General features: G+C 47.2%; 17 protein-coding genes. 11 read left to right on the forward strand and 6 right to left on the reverse strand.

Annotation, left to right across the window (positions count from 1 at the left end):
• Positions 1-26 precede the first annotated feature (26 nt).
• From secA to Q1B11_RS12600, 4 genes are all read left to right on the forward strand, one after another.
• Entirely contained in the window at positions 27-2,774 is a 2,748-nt protein-coding gene (gene secA / locus Q1B11_RS12585; RefSeq protein ID WP_299733119.1) for a preprotein translocase subunit SecA, read from the forward strand.
• A gap of 129 nt (positions 2,775-2,903) precedes the next feature.
• A complete protein-coding gene (gene argJ, locus Q1B11_RS12590; protein ID WP_299733121.1) occupies positions 2,904-4,121 on the forward strand; it encodes a bifunctional glutamate N-acetyltransferase/amino-acid acetyltransferase ArgJ in 1,218 nt (405 codons plus the stop codon).
• Positions 4,102-5,076 carry a Nudix family hydrolase gene (locus Q1B11_RS12595; protein WP_299733124.1) on the forward strand — a complete coding sequence of 325 codons (975 nt, stop codon included), beginning with the start codon at positions 4,102-4,104 and terminating at the stop codon, positions 5,074-5,076. The genes argJ and Q1B11_RS12595 overlap by 20 nt, the downstream gene beginning before the upstream one ends.
• Before the next feature lie 113 nt (positions 5,077-5,189).
• The gene (locus Q1B11_RS12600) at positions 5,190-6,683 is read left to right on the forward strand and encodes a hypothetical protein (protein WP_299733127.1); all 1,494 of its coding nucleotides are present in this window, start codon (positions 5,190-5,192) and stop codon (positions 6,681-6,683) included.
• Between the two features lie 80 nt (positions 6,684-6,763).
• Here the strand turns inward: Q1B11_RS12600 and yacG are convergent, their stop codons facing one another.
• The gene (gene yacG / locus Q1B11_RS12605) at positions 6,764-6,964 is read right to left on the reverse strand and encodes a DNA gyrase inhibitor YacG (RefSeq protein ID WP_067514642.1); all 201 of its coding nucleotides are present in this window, start codon (positions 6,962-6,964) and stop codon (positions 6,764-6,766) included.
• Positions 6,965-7,036: 72 nt separating this feature from the next.
• Complete coding sequence (locus Q1B11_RS12610) at positions 7,037-7,942, reverse strand: outer membrane protein assembly factor BamD (protein ID WP_245673382.1); 906 nt, start codon at positions 7,940-7,942, stop codon at positions 7,037-7,039.
• Positions 7,943-8,160: 218 nt separating this feature from the next.
• On the opposite strand from Q1B11_RS12610, the gene rluD reads away from it, so the two are divergent.
• From rluD to clpB, 3 genes are all read left to right on the forward strand, one after another.
• On the forward strand, positions 8,161-9,135 hold the full coding sequence (rluD, locus tag Q1B11_RS12615) for a 23S rRNA pseudouridine(1911/1915/1917) synthase RluD (protein ID WP_299733136.1): 975 nt from the start codon (positions 8,161-8,163) through the stop codon (positions 9,133-9,135).
• A gap of 186 nt (positions 9,136-9,321) precedes the next feature.
• Positions 9,322-10,071, forward strand: a complete 750-nt coding sequence (gene pgeF, locus Q1B11_RS12620) for a peptidoglycan editing factor PgeF (protein WP_299733139.1) — start codon at positions 9,322-9,324, stop codon at positions 10,069-10,071.
• Between the two features lie 104 nt (positions 10,072-10,175).
• The gene (clpB, locus tag Q1B11_RS12625; RefSeq protein WP_299733142.1) at positions 10,176-12,755 is read left to right on the forward strand and encodes an ATP-dependent chaperone ClpB; all 2,580 of its coding nucleotides are present in this window, start codon (positions 10,176-10,178) and stop codon (positions 12,753-12,755) included.
• Positions 12,756-12,815: 60 nt separating this feature from the next.
• Here the strand turns inward: clpB and Q1B11_RS12630 are convergent, their stop codons facing one another.
• Complete coding sequence (locus Q1B11_RS12630) at positions 12,816-14,213, reverse strand: hypothetical protein (protein WP_299733145.1); 1,398 nt, start codon at positions 14,211-14,213, stop codon at positions 12,816-12,818.
• Positions 14,214-14,479: 266 nt separating this feature from the next.
• Between Q1B11_RS12630 and Q1B11_RS12635 the strand changes: the two genes are divergently transcribed.
• The 4 genes from Q1B11_RS12635 to Q1B11_RS12650 all read left to right on the forward strand — a co-directional run bounded on the left by Q1B11_RS12635 (position 14,480) and on the right by Q1B11_RS12650 (position 19,341).
• Positions 14,480-15,283, forward strand: coding sequence for a Cof-type HAD-IIB family hydrolase (locus tag Q1B11_RS12635; RefSeq protein WP_299733148.1), 804 nt, complete (start codon positions 14,480-14,482; stop codon positions 15,281-15,283).
• Between the two features lie 31 nt (positions 15,284-15,314).
• On the forward strand, positions 15,315-15,854 hold the full coding sequence (locus tag Q1B11_RS12640; RefSeq protein ID WP_299733151.1) for a methylated-DNA--[protein]-cysteine S-methyltransferase: 540 nt from the start codon (positions 15,315-15,317) through the stop codon (positions 15,852-15,854).
• A gap of 377 nt (positions 15,855-16,231) precedes the next feature.
• Positions 16,232-16,987, forward strand: coding sequence for a hypothetical protein (locus Q1B11_RS12645; RefSeq protein ID WP_299733154.1), 756 nt, complete (start codon positions 16,232-16,234; stop codon positions 16,985-16,987).
• A 248-nt stretch (positions 16,988-17,235) separates the two neighbouring features.
• The gene (locus Q1B11_RS12650; RefSeq protein ID WP_299733157.1) at positions 17,236-19,341 is read left to right on the forward strand and encodes an autotransporter outer membrane beta-barrel domain-containing protein; all 2,106 of its coding nucleotides are present in this window, start codon (positions 17,236-17,238) and stop codon (positions 19,339-19,341) included.
• 196 nt (positions 19,342-19,537) lie between these two features.
• Here Q1B11_RS12650 and Q1B11_RS12655 read toward each other — a convergent pair whose 3' ends face one another.
• From Q1B11_RS12655 to pyrC, 3 genes are all read right to left on the reverse strand, one after another.
• The gene (locus tag Q1B11_RS12655) at positions 19,538-21,412 is read right to left on the reverse strand and encodes an NAD(P)/FAD-dependent oxidoreductase (protein ID WP_299733160.1); all 1,875 of its coding nucleotides are present in this window, start codon (positions 21,410-21,412) and stop codon (positions 19,538-19,540) included.
• 234 nt (positions 21,413-21,646) lie between these two features.
• Complete coding sequence (gene rnt, locus Q1B11_RS12660) at positions 21,647-22,246, reverse strand: ribonuclease T (protein ID WP_299733175.1); 600 nt, start codon at positions 22,244-22,246, stop codon at positions 21,647-21,649.
• A gap of 57 nt (positions 22,247-22,303) precedes the next feature.
• Entirely contained in the window at positions 22,304-23,338 is a 1,035-nt protein-coding gene (gene pyrC / locus Q1B11_RS12665; protein ID WP_299733163.1) for a dihydroorotase, read from the reverse strand.
• Between the last annotated feature and the right edge of the window lie 320 nt (positions 23,339-23,658).

Genomic DNA, 23,658 nt, shown 5'->3' on the forward strand with positions numbered 1-23,658 from the left:
ACAGAGTGTGAGACTGTTAACAACTTATGTTTGCTTCATTAATTAAGAAAATATTTGGTAGTCGTAACGACCGCCAGCTCAAGCGGATGGGCAAAACTGTCAAATCCATCAATGCTCTTGAAGAAAGTCTGGCAGCCCTGAGTGATGAAGAGCTCAAGGGAAAGACTGCGGAATTTCGTGAGCGGTTTGAAAAGGGGGAAACCCTGGATGATATGCTGCCTGAAGCTTTCGCCGTGGTGCGGGAAGCGGGTAAGCGAATCATGGGGATGCGTCACTTCGACGTTCAGCTGATCGGTGGTATGACCCTTAACGAAGGTCATATTGCAGAAATGCGCACCGGTGAAGGTAAAACACTCGTTGCTACGCTGCCTGCTTATCTGAACGCTATTCCTGGTAAAGGCGTACACGTGGTTACGGTAAACGACTACCTGGCACGTCGTGATGCTAACTGGATGCGTCCTCTCTATGAGTTTCTCGGCATGAGTGTGGGCATTGTCGTGCCACAGCAGGACCCGGAAGAAAAAAGAGAAGCCTACAAAGCCGATATCACCTACGGTACCAACAACGAGTTTGGTTTTGATTACCTCCGTGACAACATGGCATTCAGAAAAGAAGATCGTTTCCAACGTGAACTCTTCTTCTCTATTGTTGACGAGGTGGACTCCATCCTGATTGATGAAGCCCGAACGCCTCTGATTATCTCCGGTCCTGCTGAAGATTCCTCCGAACTCTATCGTCGTATGAATCTACTGGTACCGATGCTAAAGCGCCAGGATCCATTGCCAGAAGATCAGGATCCCCGTGAAGTTGATGTGTCAGAACTCACCGGCCACTATTCAGTAGACGAAAAGAGTCGTCAGGTTGAGCTAAATGAGCTGGGGCATCAGTTTGTCGAAGAAGTTCTGCAAAAAGAAGGTCTGCTGCCAGAAGGTGAAAGCCTGTATGCATCGAACAACCTGAACCTGTTGCACCATGTCAACTCGGCTCTGAAAGCACACGTGCTGTTTACCCGTAACGTTGAATATATTGTACAGAACAATGAAGTGATGCTGGTTGATGAGCACACGGGTCGTTCCATGCCGGGGCGTCGTTTGTCAGAAGGTCTGCATCAGGCCATTGAAGCCAAAGAAGGCCTGAACATTCAGGCAGAAAGTCAGACTTTGGCTTCCACCACCTTCCAGAATTACTTCCGTAACTACGACAAACTGTCAGGCATGACCGGTACAGCGGATACCGAAGCCTTTGAATTCCGTCAGATTTACGGCCTTGACGTTATTGTTATCCCAACCCATAAAGAAATGGTGCGTCAGGATGGCAATGATCTGGTGTATCTGACCATTGCCGAAAAATACGAAGCTATTATTGAAGATATCAAAGAAACGGTAGTCGCCCGTCGTCCAATTCTGGTGGGTACAGCTTCAATCGATTCTTCCGAGCACTTGTCTCAGGCTTTGGAAAAGGCAGGCATTCCCCATCAGGTACTGAACGCCAAATTCCACGAAAAAGAAGCCGAGATTATTGCCCAGGCGGGTCGTCCGGGTGCCGTTACCATTGCCACCAACATGGCGGGTCGTGGTACCGACATCATGCTCGGTGGCAACTGGAAATCCGAAGTGGCCGAGTTGGATAACCCAACTCAAGAACAGATCGATAAGGTTAAAGCAGATTGGCAGAAGCTTCATAAAGAAGTGTTGGAAGCCGGTGGTTTGCACATTATTGGTACTGAACGTCACGAATCCCGCCGGATTGATAACCAGCTGCGTGGTCGTTCCGGTCGTCAGGGTGATCCGGGTTCATCCCGCTTCTATCTGTCTCTGGAAGACAGCCTGATGCGCATCTTTGCCTCGGAGCGGGTGAAGAACTTTATGAAAGCCCTGGGTATGGAAAAGGGTGAAGCGATTGAGCACCGCATGGTGACCAACGCCATCGAAAAAGCCCAACGTAAGGTGGAAGGCCGCAACTTCGATATTCGTAAGCAGCTGCTGGAATACGATGATGTCGCGAACGATCAACGTAAAGTGGTGTACACCCAGCGCGATGAACTACTGAACGCCGATGATGTATCTTCCAGTATCGAAGCACTCCGTGAAGATGTGGTGCATGATCTGATCAGTCAGTACATTCCACCTCAGAGCCTTGAGGAGCAGTGGGATGTGAAAGGCCTTGAAGAAAAACTGGGCAGTGAGCTGAATGAGCGGATGCCGGTTCAACAATGGTTGGACGACGATGATCGCTTAGATGAAGAGGCGCTGCGTGAGCGTATCCTGCAAACGGTGATTGATTCCTATCGCAAGAAGGAAGAACTGGCCGGTGCTGAAGTGCTGCGTAATTTTGAGAAGCATATTTTACTGCGTATTCTCGATGATAAGTGGAAAGAGCATCTGGCCACTATGGATCATCTGCGTCAGGGCATACATCTGCGTGGTTACGCCCAGAAAAACCCTAAGCAGGAATACAAACGCGAAGCTTTTGAGCTGTTCCAGCAAATGCTGGAAGATATTAAATACGACACTATTCGTATTATCTCCCACGTTCAGGTTCAGGAAGATGATCGGACTGCCGAGATGGAAAGCCAGCGTCGTGAAGAGATGGCTCGTCGAATGCAGTTTGAACATGCTCAGGCTCAAGTGGTAGAAGGAGAGTCTGGTGAAGAAGCGCCAGATACCGAAGCGCATCAACCCTTTGTTCGTGAAGGTCGCAAAGTGGGTCGTAACGATGCATGCCCATGTGGCTCTGGTAAAAAGTACAAGCAGTGTCACGGTAAAATTGCCTGATCACTGACGGGTAATTTGTCACTACTGTATTTTCTGGCATAAACTGCGGGTCAGTTCTTTTAAGAGCTGACCCGTTTTTTTTATTGCAACGCTTCTTATAACAACTTAAGCATAAAGTGGGAGTCATTGATGGCAACGGGAGTCGATGAGTGGGTTGAAGTGAAACCCGTAAAAGGGTTTCGCCTGGGCACTGCGATGGCGGGAATCCGAAAACCCGGAAGACGTGATCTCGTCATTATGAACTGGGATTCAGACAGCTCTGTTGCCGGTGTTTTTACCCGTAATCGATTCTGTGCTGCACCGGTACACCTTAGTCGCGCAAGACTCTCTAATGATCCTGAATACTTTTTGGTAAACACGGGTAATGCCAATGCCGGTACTGGCGATGCCGGCATGGCTGCAGCAAAAATAACAACCCTTGAGTTGGCCAGAGTTGCCGGTATTGACGAAAATAAAGTGCTTCCGTTTTCTACCGGTGTGATTGGTGAGCAGTTGCCGGTTGATCGCCTTTGTAAGGGTATTCCCGGTGCATTGGAGAATATACAGGAAGATAACTGGTACTGCGCGGCTGAAGGTATCATGACCACAGACACCCGGCCGAAAGGTGCATCCCGTCAGTTTGTGCATGAAGGTAAGTTGTACACAATTTCCGGCATGAGCAAAGGCGCAGGCATGATTAAGCCGGATATGGCCACCATGCTGGCATTTATTGCAACGGATGTGGCTGTGGACCAGAACTACCTTCAGTTGTTATTGAGAGACATCGCTAACCAATCGTTCAATCGAATTACCATTGATGGTGATACCTCCACTAACGACAGTTTTATGCTGGTAGCCACCGGTGCTGCGGGGAATGACGTTATCGATGCCAGTGAATCCGATCTGGCGCAAAAATTCATCCAAAATCTAAAGGAAGTGTCTGTTGAGCTTGCTCAAGCCATTGTGAAAGATGGTGAAGGCGCTACTAAGTTTGTCACGGTTCGTGTCGAAGGTGGAGCGAGCCAGCAAGATTCATTAGAGGTTGCCTACACAGTGGCGCATTCACCGCTGGTGAAAACGGCTTTGTTCGCCAGTGATCCGAACTGGGGTCGTATTCTGGCTGCGGTGGGCAGAGCGCCCGTTGCAACACTGGATGTTGATCAGGTGTCTATCTGGCTGGATGATGTTGCCATTGTGAACAGTGGACAGCCTGCCGCAGGTTACACGGAAGCCGCAGGTCAGAAGATAATGAGCCAGGAGTCCATCACCATTCGAATTGCGCTCGGGCAAGGCAAGGCCGTTGAAGAGATCTGGACCACCGATTTATCCCATGACTATGTGAAGATCAATGCTGAATATCGAACCTGAAATCGCCAATAAAAAAATCATTCATGTGGCTGTCGGTGTCATTCTTGGTGATGACGGTCGGATTTTGCTGGCAAAACGACCGAATAGTAAGCATATGGGCGGGCTCTGGGAGTTTCCGGGCGGCAAGGTTGAACCCGGAGAGTTAGTGACAGAGGCTTTGAAGCGTGAGCTTAGAGAAGAATTAGCGATCGAAGTGGAACGTTTCAAGCCGCTTATTTGTCTCCGTCATGACTACCCGGATAGAACAGTGCGTTTGGACGCCTGGATCGTCAGAGGTATTACAGGGTGCGCCAGAGGCAATGAGAGGCAAATCATAGAATGGGTGGAAGCCTCTCGTCTAGACGAGTACGAATTTCCTGAAGCTAATAAAGCGATTCTCAGGGCATTTACATTGCCTGATCGCTATATGATTACAGGGCATTTTGATGAAAAGGTCGAACTTTTTCAAAAGGTGTCAGCTGCGTTAGACAAGGGTATTCGTTTAATTCAATTTCGAGCACCTTGGTTGGAGCGCAATGTTTATCTCGACATGGCTAGAGAACTCTCTGAACGGGTTAAAGCACAATCAGGCACGTTACTGATCAAAGGCGATCTGGCGCTTCTTCAAGAGTCTTGGTGCCACGGCCTTCATTTGACGACTCGCCAGTTGGATGAGTGTACAGATTATCCAAAAGAGCACAATGGCAAGCTGCTGGCTGCATCCTGTCACGACGAGCGTCAGGTTAAGAGAGCGCAGGCGCTTGGGATGGATTTCATCACTGTCTCTCCGGTGAACAAAACGAGATCTCACCCAGAGACTGCGCCGTTGGGACATGAAATGGCTGAGCAACTAACAGTCTGTGCAGCGCTGCCGGTTTACTGGCTTGGTGGTATGGATGAAGTAGACATTGATGTCGCCCAGAGTAAAGGGGCTCAAGGTGTTGCTGCTATTCATGCAATTTGGGTTTTTTTATAATATAAGATGATTTTTTTATTCTAAATTAGAATAATTGACCAAGGAACCAATTAAAAGTCTCCCTCTCTAAAACATCAGTACAATAAATTCATTGTTGAATAAGAGAGGAACTAATGCCGGTTACAGGAGCAACTCAAACTCAATTGAATCAAACATCCACGGCTCAGCAGCAACTGCAGACTGAGCAGGAGTCGGGCTCGAAATGGCTTTGTGTGAATGTTTTTCATGGTGTACGTAGTATTTTTGGGCGTAAATGCAATGTGCTTGTGAATACGATAGCTTTCATTGCTGCAAGCACAGTAGCGCTTGGCTCTCTTGCTCTGGAGCCTGTCAACAGACTGTATATTCTATGTACTGGAAAACCGCTCTATCAGCGGAAGTGTTCGGTGATTTCGGCTGAGCGGGTACAGAAAAAAATACCCTTATCTGAGCCACTAAAAAAGACAGAAGATGAAGCTGCATCCTTAAAAGATGAAGCTGCATCCTTAAAAGATAAAGTGGCTGCTTTAGAAACAGAAGTTACAACGGCTAATTTAACTATCAAAGAAAAGGGCGAGCAGTTGAGCGCTCTCACTGAAGAATTACAAGATAACAAAAAGCAGTATGTAAAGCTGGATGAGTTTTGTGCAAAGAAAGAGATTGAAGTTAGAAAATGGGAAGCAATTGGCGAGATAGTAAACGGCTTTCAACAACAGACTTTTGAAGTATTTGAGTTGTACAAACAGAAAAACAAGCTGATAGGAGAGCAGAGAACTGAATTAACAAGGCTGAATGATGAGCTGAAAACTGCTTTAAATAAAGCGCAGAACGAACTGGCTGGTGTCGAACAAGAACTCGGCGTAAGTACAGAGCAAGTTAATTTTCTCAATAAAAAATTATTGGAAATAAATGAGGAGTCTATGACCCTTGAAGATGAGTTAAGACGCACAGAAGCTCAATTAGATCACACTGTGTCTCAGCACAAAGCTGAAGTTGAAACGTATAGCGCGGAAATAGATGGATTAAGGCAAAGTCTCGCTGCAAAAGAAGACGAAGTTCGTGAGATTACAGCCCGATTAGCGGATGAACAATGTCAGCTCAAATTAGATGTGGCGCAACGTGCTAAAGTCGATCAGGAACACTCTGCTCTCATGCTCGAGAAAAGTAATCTGTCACTGAGTTTAGAGCGCGCTGGGGTGTCTATAGCTGAGCTAAAGACCGACAAGCTGAAAATAAAGGAGCAGTTGGGGGAGCAAGCGGCTGAGCTGGCAGAAAAAAATAAGGAGATTGAGGAACTGTCTGTGACCATAGATCAGAAAAATGCAGAAATCAGTCAGCTAGAGTTTGAGAAACAAGGGCTTGAAGAATATCTACGAGATCCTCAGATGAATAATTTAGCACCAGGGTCATTTGATGAATTTGACGGTGATGAAGGTGATGACGAATATTTTGATACCAGCGAAACACCTGACACAATCGATAGCAATACTGATAGCACAGCTCCTCAACAGCAGTCAGAACAGAACGCTTCAGACTTTTCAAGCGGTTCAGAAACAGACAGCGTCGCATCAGATGAATCGGTTATTACTGTTATTGATCTCACGGAGCAATTGGAGGCCAATGCCTGAAGCAGATACTTCTTTTCGTCTGACTGAGGAAAATAACACAAGAGCCGAGAGTCAAATCCCGGCTTTTTTATAAACAGTCGTTAATGTCTGGTTGGAAAATCATCCATCTCTTCTGACATTAAATCATCAAATGCAGGGTCACCGGGAATCGCGTGCTCTTCCTTCGCCCAGGCACCTAAATCAATCAGCTTGCAGCGCTCACAACAGAAGGGGCGATATTTGTTTTCCGGAATCCATTTCACAGCTTTGGAACAATGAGGGCAGTTAACAGTCTTGGTCATGATTTTGGGTATGTTGGGATTCTGTTGGAATGTTCTGGTGCAGTATTTTCTGCACCAGAACAGAAGAAGCGATTAATTTGCCTGAGGAGGCTGTGGTGCCGACAGAGGAGACTGCTCCTGTTTACTGCCTCCAATCAAGCCAAAGGTCAGCGTGCTCCAGATGGATGGATCAACATCATCGAATACCTTGTATCCGGTAAAGTTACCCTCAGCATCCAGTGATGGGTGATCCGGGTAGTTCAGTTTCAGTACCGCCAATGCCTGAGTGGCTGGTTGAGTCAGATTCAGGTGCTGATACCCTTCAACCATAATGCTCAACGCTTCTGGCACGGCAGGCGTCTGCTGCATGTTCTCTACTACGTATTGCCCGCGGTTAATGGCAGCCACATACTCTTTGCGCTTCAGATAGAAATTGGCAGCGTGGATTTCATATTCAGCCAGACGGTTACGTAGGGCAATCATTCTCTGGCGAGCATCCGGAGCGTATTTACTTTCCGGATAGCGGCTTAATAGTTCAGAAAACTCATTAAAAGAAACCCGCGCCTGACCAGGATCACGACGGGTCAGGTCCAATGGCAGATAGCGTTCCAGCAAGCCCATAGCGGCGGTGTTGGATGCCAGGCCTTTCATGTAATAGGCGTAGTCGGCATCAGGGTGCTGAGGATGCAGCCGGATAAAACGGTCTGCCGCTGCTTTGGACGCTTCAGGCTCGGTGTTTTTGAAGTAGGCGTAAATGATGTCCAGCTGTGCCTGCTCGGCAAACGCACCGAAAGGGTAGCGGGATTCGAGAGTGCGCAGAGATTTCACGGCTTCTGAATAGCGGCCATCATCAATGGATTTACTGGCCATTTGATAGAGTTCCGCTTCAGAGAGGGACTCTGGCAGTTGTTCATCATCGGAACCGGAAGAAGCACAGCCGGCAAGAATAAGTGCTGTCAGTGTTACGGCTACTGATCTGAATATCGTGGTTTTGATCACAAGAGGTGAAAAGAACCTGGGCAATTTGTAATTCAGTAATGTCATGGCGCTTGTGAATAATCTCTTCTGAATAGTCTCTTGTGGTAAACTTTCGAACACTGTTATCACTGCATTTAAACACAGTATGCCGTTATCGCAAAAGGCTAAGCTTGCCATTTGTATGATTAACACGGTACTGCCTGTTTTTGAGTCGATGTTTTTTGAGTAGAGAGTCCCGAATGGGTGATGTTGTTAAAACCATACAAGAGAGCGTAACGGTCCCTGATGATCTCGGTGGCCGACGCTTTGATCAGGTGGCTGCCGCCAGTTTTTCCGGATTTTCCCGGGCAAAATTGCAGGAGTGGATTCGAGATGGTCATCTGTTGGTGGACGGTGAATCCCGAAAGCCAAAAGATAAACTGTACGGCGGTGAGCAACTGACGCTTTCCGTTGAAATTGAAAACGACAAGCAATGGCAGGCGGAAAATATTCCTCTGGATATTGTTTATGAAGATGATGACATTATTGTCATCAATAAGCCGGCGGGCCTGGTCGTTCACCCGGCAGCAGGTAATTACACCGGCACGTTGCTGAACGCACTGCTTTACCATTATCCGGATAATGCCGCCATTCCCCGTGCTGGTATTGTGCACCGACTGGACAAAGACACCACCGGCCTGATGGTGGTTGCCCGCACTCATGAAGCCCATGGTGATCTGGTGGCTCAGCTGCAGGACCGAACAGTGCATCGTGAATATGAAGCGGTGGTTAGAGGTGTGATGACCAGTGGTGGCGTTGTGGATGCGCCTATTGGCCGCCATCCCCAGAATCGTTTGAAAATGGCGGTGGTGCGTGGTGGTAAAACGGCCATCACGCACTATCGTGTGCTCAAGCGTTTTAAGTCGTTCACCCATATTCGCCTACAATTGGAAACCGGCAGAACGCATCAGATTCGTGTGCACATGAGTCATCAGCGTTACCCTCTGGTTGGCGATGATCTGTACGGCGGTGGTTTGAAATTGCCGAAATCCTGCCCGGAAGCGCTGGAAGCGATGCTTCGTACTTTCCGTCGTCAGGCGCTTCATGCGCGTCAATTAGGCTTGATTCATCCAGCCTCTGGCGAATACATGGAATGGGAAGTCCCTTTAACGGACGATTTTCAGGCTCTGCTGGATTCTCTTGCGGCGAATGAGCCAAAGCCGGAACAACTCTAAACAGTCAGGAGGTTCCACAAAACAGTGAACCTTCAGGTTAGGGTAGCGGCAAATAAGAAATTCCCAGCGTCATCCCCGCGAAGGCGGGGATCCATTGTCATGGTAGATTCCCGCCTTCGCGGGAATGACGAATCAGTGGTAATTTGCTTACTACCGTTACCCTTAGACAAAACAGGGCACGATGCTGTGAATAATAAACGATACCTTCCTGTTGATTGGCCAGCCCCTTCCCATATTAAAGCGGTGGTCACTACCCGCCAGAGCGAAGGCTTTGATGTGCAAGATGGGTTTTCTGCTTTTAACCTGGGGCTGTATTCCGGTGAGGCTGTTGATGTCATTCAGGCCAATCGACAGCAACTGCAGGATGATCTGAAGCTGGCAGAGTCACCTTTGTGGCTAAAGCAGATTCACGGCATCGAGGTGGCTGATGTAGCGACCAGTGATCAGGAAGTGGAAGCGGATGCGTCTGTTTCCAGTCAGCCGGGTATGTCTGCCGCCGTGTTAACTGCTGATTGTTTGCCGGTGTTGTTCACCAATGTTAATGGCTCTGTCGTCGCCGCGGCTCACGCTGGTTGGAAGGGATTGGTGAGCGGTGTGCTGGAGTCTACGGTAACAGCCATGAACGTTGCGCCGGCCACTGTCATGGCTTGGCTTGGGCCGGCCATCAGCCAGTCAAATTTTGAAGTGGGGCCTGAAGTACGAGAACAGTTTCTGACAGCAGATGCGGGTTGCGAAGCTGCTTTCATCCCCGGGAAAGGCGACCGCTGGTTTGCGGATCTTTATGCGCTGGCAACCAGACGGTTGAATCGAATGGGTGTTCAGCAAATATACGGTGGAGGCTTCTGCACGTTTGATCAGCAAGACCAGTTTTATTCCTATCGAAGGGATGGCAAAACTTCCGGAAGAATGGCTTCTCTGATTTGGATTCAATCATAACGGATAAGTTCCGACAGATATGAAACATCTGCCTTGAATTACGCCCGTCTAGCGCCATATTAAAAGGTGTCGACAGGTAATTTTTCTTACCCGGGAGGTTTTTCATGAGAATGGATCGACTGACCAGCAAGCTTCAATCTGCTCTGGCCGATGCTCAATCACTGGCCATTGGTAAAGACAACAGCCAGATTGAACCCGTACATCTTCTGCTGGCAATGATTGATCAGAAAGGCGGTTCGGTCAGGCCGCTGTTAATGCAGGTCGGGTTTGATGTATCTACCTTACGCAGTGACCTGAACGGCATGCTGGAAAACCTGGCTCAGGTCGGCACGCCCACCGGTGACATTCAAACTTCCCAACCCCTCTACCGAATGCTGAATCTGGCGGATAAAAAAGCCCAGAACGCCGGCGATCAATTTATCTCCAGTGAAACCATGCTACTGGTGATGATGGAAGACGAGGGCGATATTGGCAAATTGCTGACCAGTCAGGGTGTCAGTAAAAAAGCGCTGGAAAATGCCATCAAGAATATCCGTGGCGGTGCCTCAATTAATGACGCTAATGCAGAAGATAATCGGGATTCTCTGAATAAATACACCGTTGACCTCACTGAACTGGCTGAAGCGGGCAAGCTCGACCCGGTGATCGGCCGTGACGATGAAATTCGTCGTACCGTTCAGGTGCTTCAACGCAGAACCAAAAACAACCCTGTTATTATCGGCGAACCCGGTGTTGGTAAAACCGCCATTGTGGAAGGGCTGGCTCAGCGGATTATCAATGGTGAAGTTCCGGAAGGTTTAAAAGGCAAACGTCTTTTATCTCTGGATATGGGCTCCTTGATTGCCGGTGCGAAATTTCGTGGTGAATTTGAAGAGCGGTTAAAAGCCGTGTTAAACGATCTTTCAAAGCAGGAAGGTCAGATCATTCTCTTTATCGATGAAATCCACACCATGGTCGGTGCCGGTAAAGGTGATGGTGCTATGGATGCAGGTAATATGTTAAAGCCTGCGCTGGCTCGTGGTGAATTGCACTGTGTCGGAGCGACGACACTGGACGAATATCGTAAATACATTGAAAAAGACGCAGCCCTTGAACGACGCTTCCAGAAAGTGCTGGTGGATGAGCCGACCGAAGAAGACGCCATAGCCATTCTTCGTGGCTTGAAAGAACGTTACGAAGCGCACCACGGTGTTGATATTACCGACCCAGCTATTATTGCATCCGTTAAATTATCTCAACGGTACATTACGGACCGACAGCTGCCGGATAAAGCCATCGACTTGATTGATGAAGCTGCCAGCCGAATCCGCATGGAGATGGATTCCAAGCCGGAAGCCATGGATAAGCTGGAACGTCGGTTAATTCAATTGAAAATCGAACAGGAAGCCCTGAAGAAAGAAGACGATGCCGCGTCCAAAGAGCGCTTGTCGAAACTCAACGATCAGGTTACTGAGCTGGAACGTGAATATTCCGACATGGAAGATGTCTGGAAAGCCGAGAAAGCACAGCTGCAAGGCGGACAAAAACTCCGTGAAGAAAAAGAAAAACTATTGATCGAGTTGGAAGCCGCTAAACGTTCCGGCGATCTCACCAAAATGTCAGAAATTCAGTACGGCGCATTACCAGAGCTGGATAAGAAACTGGCACAGGCCGATGCGGTAGAAAGCGGCGAAAATCAGTTGCTGCGAAATCGCGTTACCGATGAACAGATTGCCGATGTGGTGTCTAAGTGGACTGGTATTCCTGTCGCCAAAATGCTGGAAGGCGAAAAAGAGAAATTGCTTCAGATGGAAGACGTTCTGCACAATCGAGTGATTGGTCAGGATGAAGCGGTGGTTGCTGTTGCCAACGCAGTGCGCCGTTCAAGAGCAGGCCTTGCAGATCCAAACCGACCCAATGGCTCATTTATGTTTCTTGGCCCAACCGGTGTGGGTAAAACGGAGCTTTGTAAGTCACTGGCGGAATTCCTGTTTGATACGGAAGATGCCATTGTCCGAATCGATATGTCAGAATTTATGGAGAAGCATTCCGTCTCTCGCCTATTGGGCGCACCTCCGGGATACGTTGGCTATGAAGAAGGTGGCTATCTGACAGAAGCCGTACGTCGTAAGCCGTATTCTCTGGTACTTCTGGACGAAGTGGAAAAGGCGCACCCGGATGTGTTCACTATTCTGCTGCAGGTATTGGAAGATGGTCGTTTAACTGATGGACAGGGCAGAACCGTCGATTTCAAAAATACGGTGATTGTTATGACATCAAATCTGGGTTCAGATTTGATTCAAACCTTCCAGAACAAAGACGGTGAAACCAACTTTGAAGATTTGAAAGAGACATTGGTTGAAGTAGTGGGTACCCACTTCCGCCCTGAGTTTGTTAACCGCATTGATGAAGTAGTGGTGTTCCATCCATTGGCGGCAAGTCAGATCAAAGCCATTGCCAGCATCCAATTAGCAAATCTGGATCGACGGCTGGCAGAGAATAACCTTAAACTTGAACTGTCTGATGAGGCTCTGGATCAGCTGGCAGAAGTTGGATTCGACCCGGTATACGGCGCACGTCCACTAAAACGTGCGATCCAGCGCAGTATTGAAAACCCTCTGGCTGAGGCAATATTGTCTGGTCAGTATAAGCCGGGTGATACTATCAAAGTGTCAGTCAAAGATGACTCGCTTTTATTTTCCTGATTTTGAGTGTTTTGTGCTGAGTGGCGCATATGGCAATGGAGGAGCCTGACTTCAAAAGAATTATAGATCGGTTTCAAGATATCGTGCTGGTGTTTGTTGGGCTGCTGAGTACAGGTCTTCTTCCAGATTGCGATTGAAATTGCGTAGCACTGTCAGAATCTTTTCAGGCTCCTGCCTGCTGGTCTGTAGTAGCGGGTAAAAAGGGTTTCCGGTGCTGGTTAGAATTTCATTTTGAACTGCCTGTCTGTCAATGTCACATGCGCTTGAAAACGCGTCAACAAATGCCGATAATTTGTGATCTTTACTCTTCAATATTTTGCGATTGAGTTCATCGCTTTCTATATTGCACTCTTCCAGGAGCGATTCCCAAATAGCCTTGATTTCATCACCTGTTGCTTGATGTTGCGGGTTCGGGAAATCTGACCCCATTGAGGCGGAGAGTTCGTAAGCAGGGGGTGGCATGTCTAGTCTTAAGTTTGATAGCGGGTACGATAACTCGTTCGAACGATCATGCTGGATATCCTGAAACTCCTGACGCTTTTTATTCATGTCCAGTTTGATGTTTTCAACAATGGTAACCAGATTTTCAATGGTGTCGTCTACTGGCATTCGTTTGATAAAGAGCTCATGAAATAATTGGTAAAATTGTTCAGTCATTGGCAGGCTGCGGCTGCTTTGGTCGTCGAATACTCGCTCTACATTAGGGAGTACGCACTTTAAATGTGATGCAAGGCTGTGCTTCAAAGGAGTATATAGACCGAGTGGTGAATAAGCGAAAATAATCAATGATTCTCTTGCATAGTAAATGTGTTTGACATTGGTTTTTTGCTGCTTGTTGGCTTCAGTAAGAGGCGAATCGGGGTACTGAATCTGATTCAGTTGATCATCACTCCCATCATAGGATGGTGGTGCGTTGGTATTGATTCGATGAAGAATAGCATTCAATTGATTGGTCGTTTTCTCAATACCCTGATTTAAATGGTTGCAGGTTGCTTCGGAGCCTTTCATCTTTGTGTAATGATGCAGGATCTGATATAGAGCTTCGTTGACCTGCTGTTTATCGTTATTGACAGCAGTCTCGTAAAAGCGTGTATGGGATACATCGAGATTTTTGGCAAGAGCGTTCAAAAGCTGTAAACGATGTTCAGGTTGAAAATATGGAGTCAGTTTGTTGGCAGCATTGCATAGGTCTTCTGTGTTTGCGGCTCTATCTCGCTGACTGAGATTTATTTGGGATGCTGTTCCTGCTGCTTGGTCTACAGTGCGAGAGTCATGCTGCCTTCCGTATCTAGTCAGTTCTTTTTTTTGTTGATTACAATATGTTTGGCTGGAATACAGGGATGAAACGCTACGCCCTGATGCAGTTGAGCGACTGCCTGAGTTATGAGGTGTCTGCTCCTGTGTCGGGTACTTTAGGTTTTCTGAAGTCGTTGGTACTATTTGTGATGAGTTATCCATTACCGATTCTCATTGTTTACGTTCTGCTGATTAGATTGAGATTAAGGATATTAGTTCCACAAAAGATAAACATACGGCAGTTTTTTTGGTTAACACTGGTAAGGCGTATTCTTGAGGGAGAAAACTACTCATTGATTAATAGGCTATCTGGCTTTAATTTAAGAGGCATAAAGATCGTCAGATTAGATAGGTTTGCTGACTGCTGGTGAGCTGGTCGCTGCCCCTAACTGTGCGAGCTTATAAAACGGACTCTCCAGAGGTAGTCAATGTATCCAGTGGTTGTTTCCGACTTAGACGGTACCCTTCTCAATAAACAGCACGAACTGTCACCCCGAACCCGCGAAGTCATTCAGACGTTAAGCCAACAGGGCATCAAGTTTATCTTTGCCACAGGTCGGCACTATCAGGATGTGGAGCGTATTCGCGCACAGCTCGGTGTGGATATGTACCTGATCACCAGTAATGGCGCCCGGGTTCATAATCCTCAGGGTGAAATGATTATCCAGCACGATATTCGCCCGGAGCTGGTTCCGTCACTGCTAGATTTACGCAAACCCCATGCCGCTAACACACACACGAATGTGTATCAGGGTGAACAGTGGTTATTAGAAGTTGAGCTGGATGAGCTGAAAGCGTTTCATAAAGAAAGTGGCTTCACTTATCAGGTGACTGATTTTGATCGAATGGGCAGCCATAATGTGCAAAAGATCTTTTTTATTGCGCCTTCGCAGTCCGACCTTTTGCCGATATCGGAAAAAGCCACCGAGCTATTTGGTGATCAGCTATCTATGGCGTATTCTCTCCCGGAGTGCTTTGAAATCATGGCGTCTGGGGTGCATAAAGGTTCTGCACTTTCAGAAGTTCTGAAATTAAAAGGCTTGGAACTGAAAGATGCCATCGCGTTTGGTGATGGTATGAATGATCTGGAAATGCTCTCGCTGGTCGGCAAAGGTGTGGTGATGGGGAATAGTGATCCGACGCTGGTCAAACAGTTGGCAGGTTATGAGCAAACCGGGCACTGTAATGATCATGCTGTTGCGGAGTATCTGGCTCGGCTTTACAACCTTTAAATCAGAATAACCAAAGTAGAAGGTGTGGTTGATGGATGCAATTGTCTGGGGTGTAAATCATAAGACGGTGGTCGAAGGTCATCGGAGAATAAGCACTCCGGTTGGTGTCTTGAAAGTGACGGCAACCGCTAAAGGCATTTCGTCCATTCTGCCCGATGATGACATTCCGTTAACCGCTGATCATCAACCTGCTGTACTGGATCGTGATAAAATTTCAGAGTATTTGAAGGTAGCCATCAAAGAGCTGACCGATTATTTTGCCGGTAATTTAACCGCATTTTCTGTCGCCCTTGACCTGCAGGGAACCGAGTTCCAACAATCGGTATGGCAGGCCTTGATGCAGATTACTTATGGTGAAACCTGCTCCTATGTGGATATCGCCAGAAAAATACATCGCCCTAACGCTTCAAGGGCTGTCGGTGCAGCTAATGGTGCTAATCCGGTGGCGATTATTGTTCCCTGCCATCGAGCGATTGGGAAAAATGGCAGTATGACTGGGTACGCACATGGCCTGAATATGAAGCGCTGGCTTTTGATGCTGGAAAAGGATGCTGTGAGTATCAAGAGCTAGGAGCCTGTCGGACTTAGCCGACCGTAGCGAGAAAAAGTCCGGTTTGAGTCAGTTTTTATGCTCGTTTGAGGCGAATAGCGAGCTATTCAACGAAAAGGAGCATAAAAACTGGCCAAATCCGGCTTTTTCGCAGTAGGTCAGTGCTAAGTCCGACAGGCTCCTAGGAGCGGTTATCAATTGGCCATCCAATCAATTGTATATCCGGGTGATGACACCCCAAGCCTGCCCTTTAAAAGTGACCCAATGATAGGATAAGACATTTGGCGTGCCTTTATATGATGCGTTGCAAACACCATATCTCAACAAATTGTTTCCCGCTTTTGATAGGTATCCTATTACTTATCCTCGGTGGCTGTTCAAGCAGGGTTGATCACTCTTTGTTTATTCGCAATATAGCCACTGACTTAGGGGGAAAGGCAGAGGTTGTGATCGGGCAGGAATACTCGCTGCAAACGGTACATGTGCTTTCTAGCAAGAATGACGTTCTAAGGATTTATATTGAAGGAGATGGCAGAGCCTGGGCCAGACGAAACCGGCCATCCATGGACCCAACCCCTGTGAATCCATTAGTTCTCAATCTGATGACTGCTGATACCTATGAGGATAAGGCTTATGTCGCACGTCCATGTCAGTACGTTAAGGGGGAGAACTGTAAAGTAAGCACCTGGACAGACCAACGATACAGCCAGTCAGCGATTGTGAGCCTTGCCCAGGTTATTGATGCTCTAAAGCAGAAGGGCAATTATCAGCACATTGAGCTGATTGGTTATTCTGGTGGCGCTACCCTCGCGCTTCTGGTGGCCGCCGGTCGTGACGACATCCGTTCTGTCAGAACGATTGCCGGGAATCTTGATCCACACCATGTTAATCGTCTTCATAATGTCTCCCCTATGGCGGATGCGGCATCGCCAGCCAACGTTATTGATAAATTGAAGCGTATTCCGCAGCTGCATTTGGTGGGTGCTGAGGATAATGCCATTCCCCCTGTTGTGTTTGATGCCTACAGAGCCAGCTTCCCGGAACCTGAGTGCATTCGAGGTGAAATCGTCGCCGGAGCCAGTCATCAGGAAGGGTGGGTAGAGCATTGGAGGGCGTTACTTAAGATACCGGTGCGATCCTGCAAGGCGCTCTGAGGGTAAACCAAGCTGGCTTTTTATTATCTATAAGCGCAAGGCACGACCCTGAGTTGAATCGATTTGTGTTTGGCTGCTTCATTCAGTAAAAAAATCTGAATTTTACACTCATTTTTTTGCTCTACCTGTTGATATAACTATGAGGATCAGGAATCTCAGCCTGAGTGCTGGCTGGCCGAAGTCGTTTTCAGGCAGCTGACTTCTGATCAGGGTTCCTATTTGAATAGCTTATAGACAGGGAGTGGTTGATGAACCATTTAAGGAAGAAAGCGCTAGGGTTGGCGATTGCTGGTGTTATTTATGGGGTGGCACCTTCGGTTTATGCTGATGAAACTGTCAGTGAAGGTGGAGCTAATGAAACTTATGTCGCGTCAGGTTTGACTGGCGAAGATGATTTGATTTTTGATCAGTCTGCCAACTACACAGGTGGCGAAGGAACGGCGTTAACGATAGGTGGAGCTGTTCCTGGTGATGTTGTTATCAATGGTTCCATTATTTCTGACGCCGATAATACCGAGACAGAAGCCCTTGAGCCCGCAATCGGTTTAGTCATTGGTGATGGCATTGAAAGTGTCATCAATAATGGTCAAATTTCAGGGGCTACCGCCCTTCAGTACAATAGTGCTTCAGGCGACTTAAGCGTGACCAATAACGGCCTTATTAACGGTGTGGTGTCGGTTAACGGTGTGGGGAGTTTGAACTTTTCAAACTCAGGGGTAGCTTATGTCAAGTTTCAGAACTCTTTAGTTCAAAGTACTTCAGTTACTAATACAGGCACCATGGTTTTGCGAAGTGGTAGTCGCTTGAACGGTGGTAGTTTTAATACTGCCGGTGGTACTACAGAATTTAGCTTTGAAGATGCAGAGCTCGGGCTATCAACTAGCGGTGGTAACTTTGTTGTTGACGCCTCAACGGTTATCAAAGTATCAGCAAGCCCTACTATCCTGAGAACCGATGCCGGTATTGCTGGCCTTGAAGCATTGACAGCAATAGAGGGGGTTAATATTGAAGGTTTGAGTGTGACAAACGTGCCTTTGATGAGCCTGATTGTTTTTGATAGCGATGGCCTACCCACACTTGCTTCAGGAACACTTCAATTCAAGGATGGAGAAGATGAAAGTGCTTTCGATCCTGCGACTGATTCAATTAGTGTAGAAGCGGGCAATATTCTATTAAAAATAACCAATCCCAGGGTGACGTCTACAGGGATTGTTGTCGATATCGAAACCAACTCCGTTGATGACATTGTTGCAGGACTCGGCTTCCCTGATGTGGTTCAGCAAATTGCTGAAAAATTCCAGCGAGGTATCACCTCCGGTGATATTTCAGATATCGAAGAACTCTACGGATCGCTTGTTCTTAATATTGGAAGTGAAGCTGCTCTGGCTGACTACCTCAACAAAATCCGCCCAGACGATTCCGGCGCCGATGCCGAGGCGGGTGTCGATATGGCCAATGCGGTTTCTGGCAATATTTCCAGCCGTGGTGCAGCGGTTAGAACCGGTGTGAACACCGGTGATATGTTCTCTGCAGATGGATTCTGGGTTCAGGGTATTTTTGGCAAATCAGAGCAGAAATCTGATGGTGCTGACTTAGGCTATGACGGTAAACTCCGTGGCTTCACCATTGGTGCGGACCGTGATATCGACGGTGTTACCGTTGGCTTGGCATTCAGTTACGGTAACTCCGATACTGACTTTAATAATAACCGAGACCAGAATGATTCTGTTCAATCCTATATGGGGTCACTCTATAGTATCTGGCAGCAGGAAGACATGTATGTCGATGGCAGTTTATCGCTAGGTACTTCAAACCATGAGAGTAAGATATGGGCCGGTTCTGCCGCAGAAACCGCTGAGTACGATTCCTGGCAGTTAGGCGCCAAGGGTACTGTTGGCTTCTATATGCCAGTTGGCAACGCCATGCTGGAGCCAATGGTTAGCACCCGTATGACCTATGTCGATCTCGACAGCTTCAAATACAAAGATGATAATGACGGCTCTTATAATGGCAACAGCTCCGGCGCAGCTGATTTCAAGCAGATGGATCTGGGTGTCGGTGCTGCTTTCAGTACGGTTCTGTCCAGAGAAGAAAGTGGCGTTTACATCACTCCACGTCTGAGCGTTATGTACTTCCGTGATGTGTTGAAAGATACCCTCAATAAAGACATTTCCTTTGCCGGAGACGACTATAAGCTGAAAGGCTCCAGCAAAGAACGTGACAGCCTTGAGGTTGGCTTGAGTGTTGATATCTCCGCCGGTGATCATGTGTCTCTGAGTGCAGCGTACGATCGCGTGCACAAAGATGACTTCAGCTCTGATAACTACAGCTTCAAGTTTCGTTACGATTTCTGAAGCTGAGCCTGATCGAGCATAGTGACGTAGTGGAGATGATAGAAAATCGGTTTTGAAAGGCGAATAGCGAGCTATTTATCGAACAAAACCGATTTTTTAAGATGGTATCCCAACCTGTAGTGCCGTTTATGACAATGGATCCCCGCCTTCGCGGGGATGACGCTGGGAATTTCTTATTTGCCCCTACCCTTATTACTCAGTTATCTCCCATCTGATTACGATAAGGTTGTGGGATATTCATACTATTTACGTGTCTTTCTATGTTGGAAATGCCTTCTCCTAATATAAAATTTGCGGTCTCTCTGGCATCGCCAATAACGGTTGACTTTCCAAACGGTAGATTGGTAGTACTTTGTTTAATGATCCTCTTATTTAGAGTAAAGATTGAGGCACTAATTTTAAGCTTCTTTTGAGAGCGATCTGTTGGATTTTTTATTTCTATAGGGCTTGGGTTTCTCAGTTGTTTGCGTTTTTCCGCAGGCAGGGCCAGCTGACATATCAATGTATTCCATTGCAAGTGTTGTTCAGGTGTCAGGTTATCCGGGCATTGTCCACATATCCAAATTTTACGTGAGGTAGGGTTAGCTGGAAATATATAGGTTTCTGGAAAAGTAGTTTTAGACCAACCCAGCGCCCTTAGTTTACTTTTTTCGTCTTCAACGATTTTATGGTTTTGAGACAGGTGGCCTGTGAAGTTGAAAGTTGGGTGGTTTAGGTAAGCTGCTTGTGCTCTTCCTTGCAAGTGAGTCACAGCTTTAACATACTCTATCTTTTCACCTAATTGCTCTGAAATTTTTGGGTGTGTATCGCTATTACCACCATTTGCATGAATGATCGAGTCGAAGGCGACTGTTTTTCCAGATTGACTTAACTGGGCTGTTTGTAACCATGGGTCAAATTTTTCCAGCTTATCGCTATATATGATATGAATAAGTTCTGGATAAAATACATTGATATATTTCATGTATATGCGTTGGAGGACATCAGTTTGGATGGTGCTGATGCTGTCTATTTTCGACAATTTTTTTGCCCATGCCAGATCTTTTTTGATCTTTAGTAAGCTTTTTGGGTGTGTTTTACTCCGCTTTTCTTTGTGTGAAAATACAAAATCCGAACCTGTTTTGCTTTCCAACTTAGATAATATATTAATTAAATTATTAATCGTTGATGTTTTAATGCGCAATACTGAGGATCTTATATCCCAGGTGTCTTCGTTACGGGATTCATATACACAAACTGTGCGGTTCTTATCTGCTTGACTAATGGCAGCCATCAAGCCAGCAGGACCTGCGCCAGATATCACGACGCTATAATGGTCAATACCTGCATTCTTGAGCTGTTTTGTACGCAGGGCATCCAATTGAGTTCGCTGAATACCCTTGAGTAGACCTTCCTGATGCGCTTTTCTGATTTGTTCACGTAGAGTATTTATCTTGGTAGGAGCAGGGTGTTCTACTTTTATGCTCTTGACCACAGAGCGATCGATAGGTGTAGTCAAGGCCTTATTATTCACAACTGGTGCAATATTACCTGCAGTGGCGAACTGTATTGATTTGTTTTCCAAGTTGGCGGATAGGGGCATCGGTTTTACTTTTATGCCAGAGATTGAATTCAATATTTGTTTTCGAACGCTGCGTGCAATTCTGGTTGGAGTAGTTTTAATTGGATTGGTTTTGGCTTGTGCCACTGTTTTATTGTGAATGCTAGCAGTGCTAGTCACGCTTGATTCAGTACGCTGTTTTGAGTGGCTCTGATTGCCTGTTACTTTCCAGGAGCTAAGAGGTGCTTGAGCTTCTGGTGTTGGTTTGGTTTTCGGTGCTTTATTATTGTGTTCATTACTTGGTATTGAACTTGATTTGTGAGTAATAGTTCTATCTTTAGTTGGTGTAGTAACTCCACCATTCAGCAGTGCATTGATTCTATCTGATAGCGAAGGCTGTTTAGGTATTTTATTTTCAGAATTATGGGATGCAGAGCGTGATTGTGATTTTCCCTTATATTTTGGATGACTTAATGCCTCGAAGGTTTTAATTCGATCCTGAACTGATGCTTCTCGTTTTATGTTTGACATGGCTTTATCCCCTACCTTAGTAATATTCCATCATGAAATCACCTTAAAGTTGATACGGGTAGCCCGTAATAACCAGTGTCGTTCCCTCATAGGATGGAATGAAATTGAATTAGCCAAAGCTTATGTTGTGGGAGGGGGATACGGCTATTCAACTTAAGTAGAGGAGGGGAGAGGTAAATGGAAATTTTGTGCTGTTCAGGACGATGGAGCCCAAGGCTGAGCTCCATCTAATACTTATTGCCAGCCCCCCAGATTCTTCCACTGATTAACAATGGTGCAGAAAAGCTCGGCGGTCTTTTCGGTATCGTACCGCGCGGAATGCGCTTCAGCCTTATCGAAATCAATATCCGCTTCAGCACAGGCTTTGGCTAACACGGTTTGCCCAAAGGCAAGCCCGGCCAGCGTTGCCGTATCAAAGCAGGAAAACGGATGGAATGGGTTGCGTTTGGCATCGCACCGTTCCGCTGCCGCCATGACAAACCCCAGATCAAAGGCCGCATTATGGCCGACTAGAACGGCACGGCTACAGCCCTGGCTTTTTACCGCTTTGCGCACGGTTTTGAAGATGCGGTTCATGGCATCTTCTTCTTCGCTGGCAATTCGCAGGGGGTGAAAAGGGTCAATACCAATAAAGTCGATAGCGGCTTTCTCGATATTGGCCCCTTCAAAGGGTTTGATATGGAAAGACTGAGACTCACCGGGATGGACGAAGCCGTGTTCATCCATTTCGATAACAGTTACAGCAATTTCCAGCAGAGCATCAGTGGCGGCATTGAAGCCGCCGGTTTCCACATCAACCACCACGGGCAGAAAGCCCCGGAATCGGCTGGCCATGGAATGGCTGTCGTCGGCCCGCAAGGGGTGTCTCCTTAATCAGTTTTGAGTCGCCAGTTACTTGATTTTCCAGAAAATGGTTTCGCCGGCTCTCAGAGGTTTCACCCGGTTATCTCCGAGTGGAATGGAGTCTGGCATGACCCACTCTTCTTTCATGAGGGTGATGGTATCACGGTTTCTGGGCAGACCATAAAAGTCTGGGCCGAAGAAACTGGCAAATCCTTCCAGCTTATCCAGCGCACCCATGCCTTCAAAGGCTTCGGCATATAGCTCGATGGCTGCGGGGGCGGTATAGCAGCCGGCACAGCCGCAGGCGGACTCTTTGGCCTCAACGGCGTGAGGCGCAGAATCGGTGCCTAGAAAGAAGCGTGAATTGCCACTGGTGGCAGCTTCAAGCAGTGCCTGCTGATGACGGTTTCGCTTGAGAATGGGCAGGCAGTAGTAATGAGGTTTGATACCGCCAACCAGCATATGATTGCGATTGTACAGTAAATGGTGTGCGGTAATGGTTGCTGCCAGATTATCTCGTCCGTCGCGCACAAACTCGGCAGCGTCCGCCGTCGTGATATGCTCCATCACGATCTTCAAAGTAGGAAGTTTCTCAGCCAGTTTGATCAGATGGCGGTCAATAAACGCTTTTTCCCGGTCAAATATGTCGATCTCCGCATCGGTGACTTCACCGTGAACCAGTAACGGCATGCCGCACTCCGCCATGGCTTCCAGCGCTTCCTGAACATTATCCAGATCTGTCACGCCAGAAGCCGAGTTGGTGGTGGCACCGGCAGGGTAGAGCTTGGCTGCCACCACATCACCCCGATTGTGGGCATCCAGGATGGTTTGCCGGGTGGTGCGATCCGTCAGGTAAATCACCATTAATGGCTGAAATGCATACTGGGCGGGAATGTGTTGAATAATTCTGGATTTGTATTGGCTGGCCATTTCAGCATCAATCACCGGTGGCACCAGGTTCGGCATGATGATGGCTCTGGCGAAGGTTCTGGCGGTGGCGGCAACGGTTTCGCTTAAAGCGCTGTTGTCACGCAGATGAAGATGCCAATCGTCAGGGCGGGCGATGGTCAGTATTTGGCTCATATTATGAAGATGCCTATTCCGGTTTGACTGTTTATGGAACCGGCTGGATATCCTATATAAAAATACTATTTATTTATAGTGTTGATGAACAGCAGGCTACTTTTTACAAGGCCTAAAGAACCGTCCAGAAATAAGAATCACATTTACTGTGGCATTGAAGCATTGTTTAGGCTGTTATCCGTTATCCGTTATCCGTTATCCGTTATCCGTTATCCGTTATCCGTTATCCGTTATCCGTTATCCGTTATCCGTTATCCGTTATCCGTTATCCGTTATCCGTTACCCGTTACCCGCTATCCATTATCCGTTACCCGTTATCC

This window comes from uncultured Endozoicomonas sp., from assembly GCF_947495845.1.
Classification (GTDB): domain Bacteria; phylum Pseudomonadota; class Gammaproteobacteria; order Pseudomonadales; family Endozoicomonadaceae; genus Endozoicomonas.

What these genes read in the sequence shown, in the direction of transcription:
- Q1B11_RS12655 (WP_299733160.1), bottom strand. Translation starts at nt 21,412, where the DNA reads ATGTCAAACATAAAACGAGAAGCATCAGTTCAGGATCGAATTAAAACC.
- Q1B11_RS12640 (WP_299733151.1), top strand. Translation starts at nt 15,315, where the DNA reads ATGGATGCAATTGTCTGGGGTGTAAATCATAAGACGGTGGTCGAAGGT.
- yacG (WP_067514642.1), bottom strand. Translation starts at nt 6,964, where the DNA reads ATGACCAAGACTGTTAACTGCCCTCATTGTTCCAAAGCTGTGAAATGG.
- rnt (WP_299733175.1), bottom strand. Translation starts at nt 22,246, where the DNA reads ATGGCCAGCCGATTCCGGGGCTTTCTGCCCGTGGTGGTTGATGTGGAA.
- Q1B11_RS12650 (WP_299733157.1), top strand. Translation starts at nt 17,236, where the DNA reads ATGAACCATTTAAGGAAGAAAGCGCTAGGGTTGGCGATTGCTGGTGTT.
- clpB (WP_299733142.1), top strand. Translation starts at nt 10,176, where the DNA reads ATGAGAATGGATCGACTGACCAGCAAGCTTCAATCTGCTCTGGCCGAT.
- secA (WP_299733119.1), top strand. Translation starts at nt 27, where the DNA reads ATGTTTGCTTCATTAATTAAGAAAATATTTGGTAGTCGTAACGACCGC.
- rluD (WP_299733136.1), top strand. Translation starts at nt 8,161, where the DNA reads ATGGGTGATGTTGTTAAAACCATACAAGAGAGCGTAACGGTCCCTGAT.
- argJ (WP_299733121.1), top strand. Translation starts at nt 2,904, where the DNA reads ATGGCAACGGGAGTCGATGAGTGGGTTGAAGTGAAACCCGTAAAAGGG.
- Q1B11_RS12595 (WP_299733124.1), top strand. Translation starts at nt 4,102, where the DNA reads ATGCTGAATATCGAACCTGAAATCGCCAATAAAAAAATCATTCATGTG.
- Q1B11_RS12600 (WP_299733127.1), top strand. Translation starts at nt 5,190, where the DNA reads ATGCCGGTTACAGGAGCAACTCAAACTCAATTGAATCAAACATCCACG.
- Q1B11_RS12635 (WP_299733148.1), top strand. Translation starts at nt 14,480, where the DNA reads ATGTATCCAGTGGTTGTTTCCGACTTAGACGGTACCCTTCTCAATAAA.
- pyrC (WP_299733163.1), bottom strand. Translation starts at nt 23,338, where the DNA reads ATGAGCCAAATACTGACCATCGCCCGCCCTGACGATTGGCATCTTCAT.
- Q1B11_RS12630 (WP_299733145.1), bottom strand. Translation starts at nt 14,213, where the DNA reads ATGGATAACTCATCACAAATAGTACCAACGACTTCAGAAAACCTAAAG.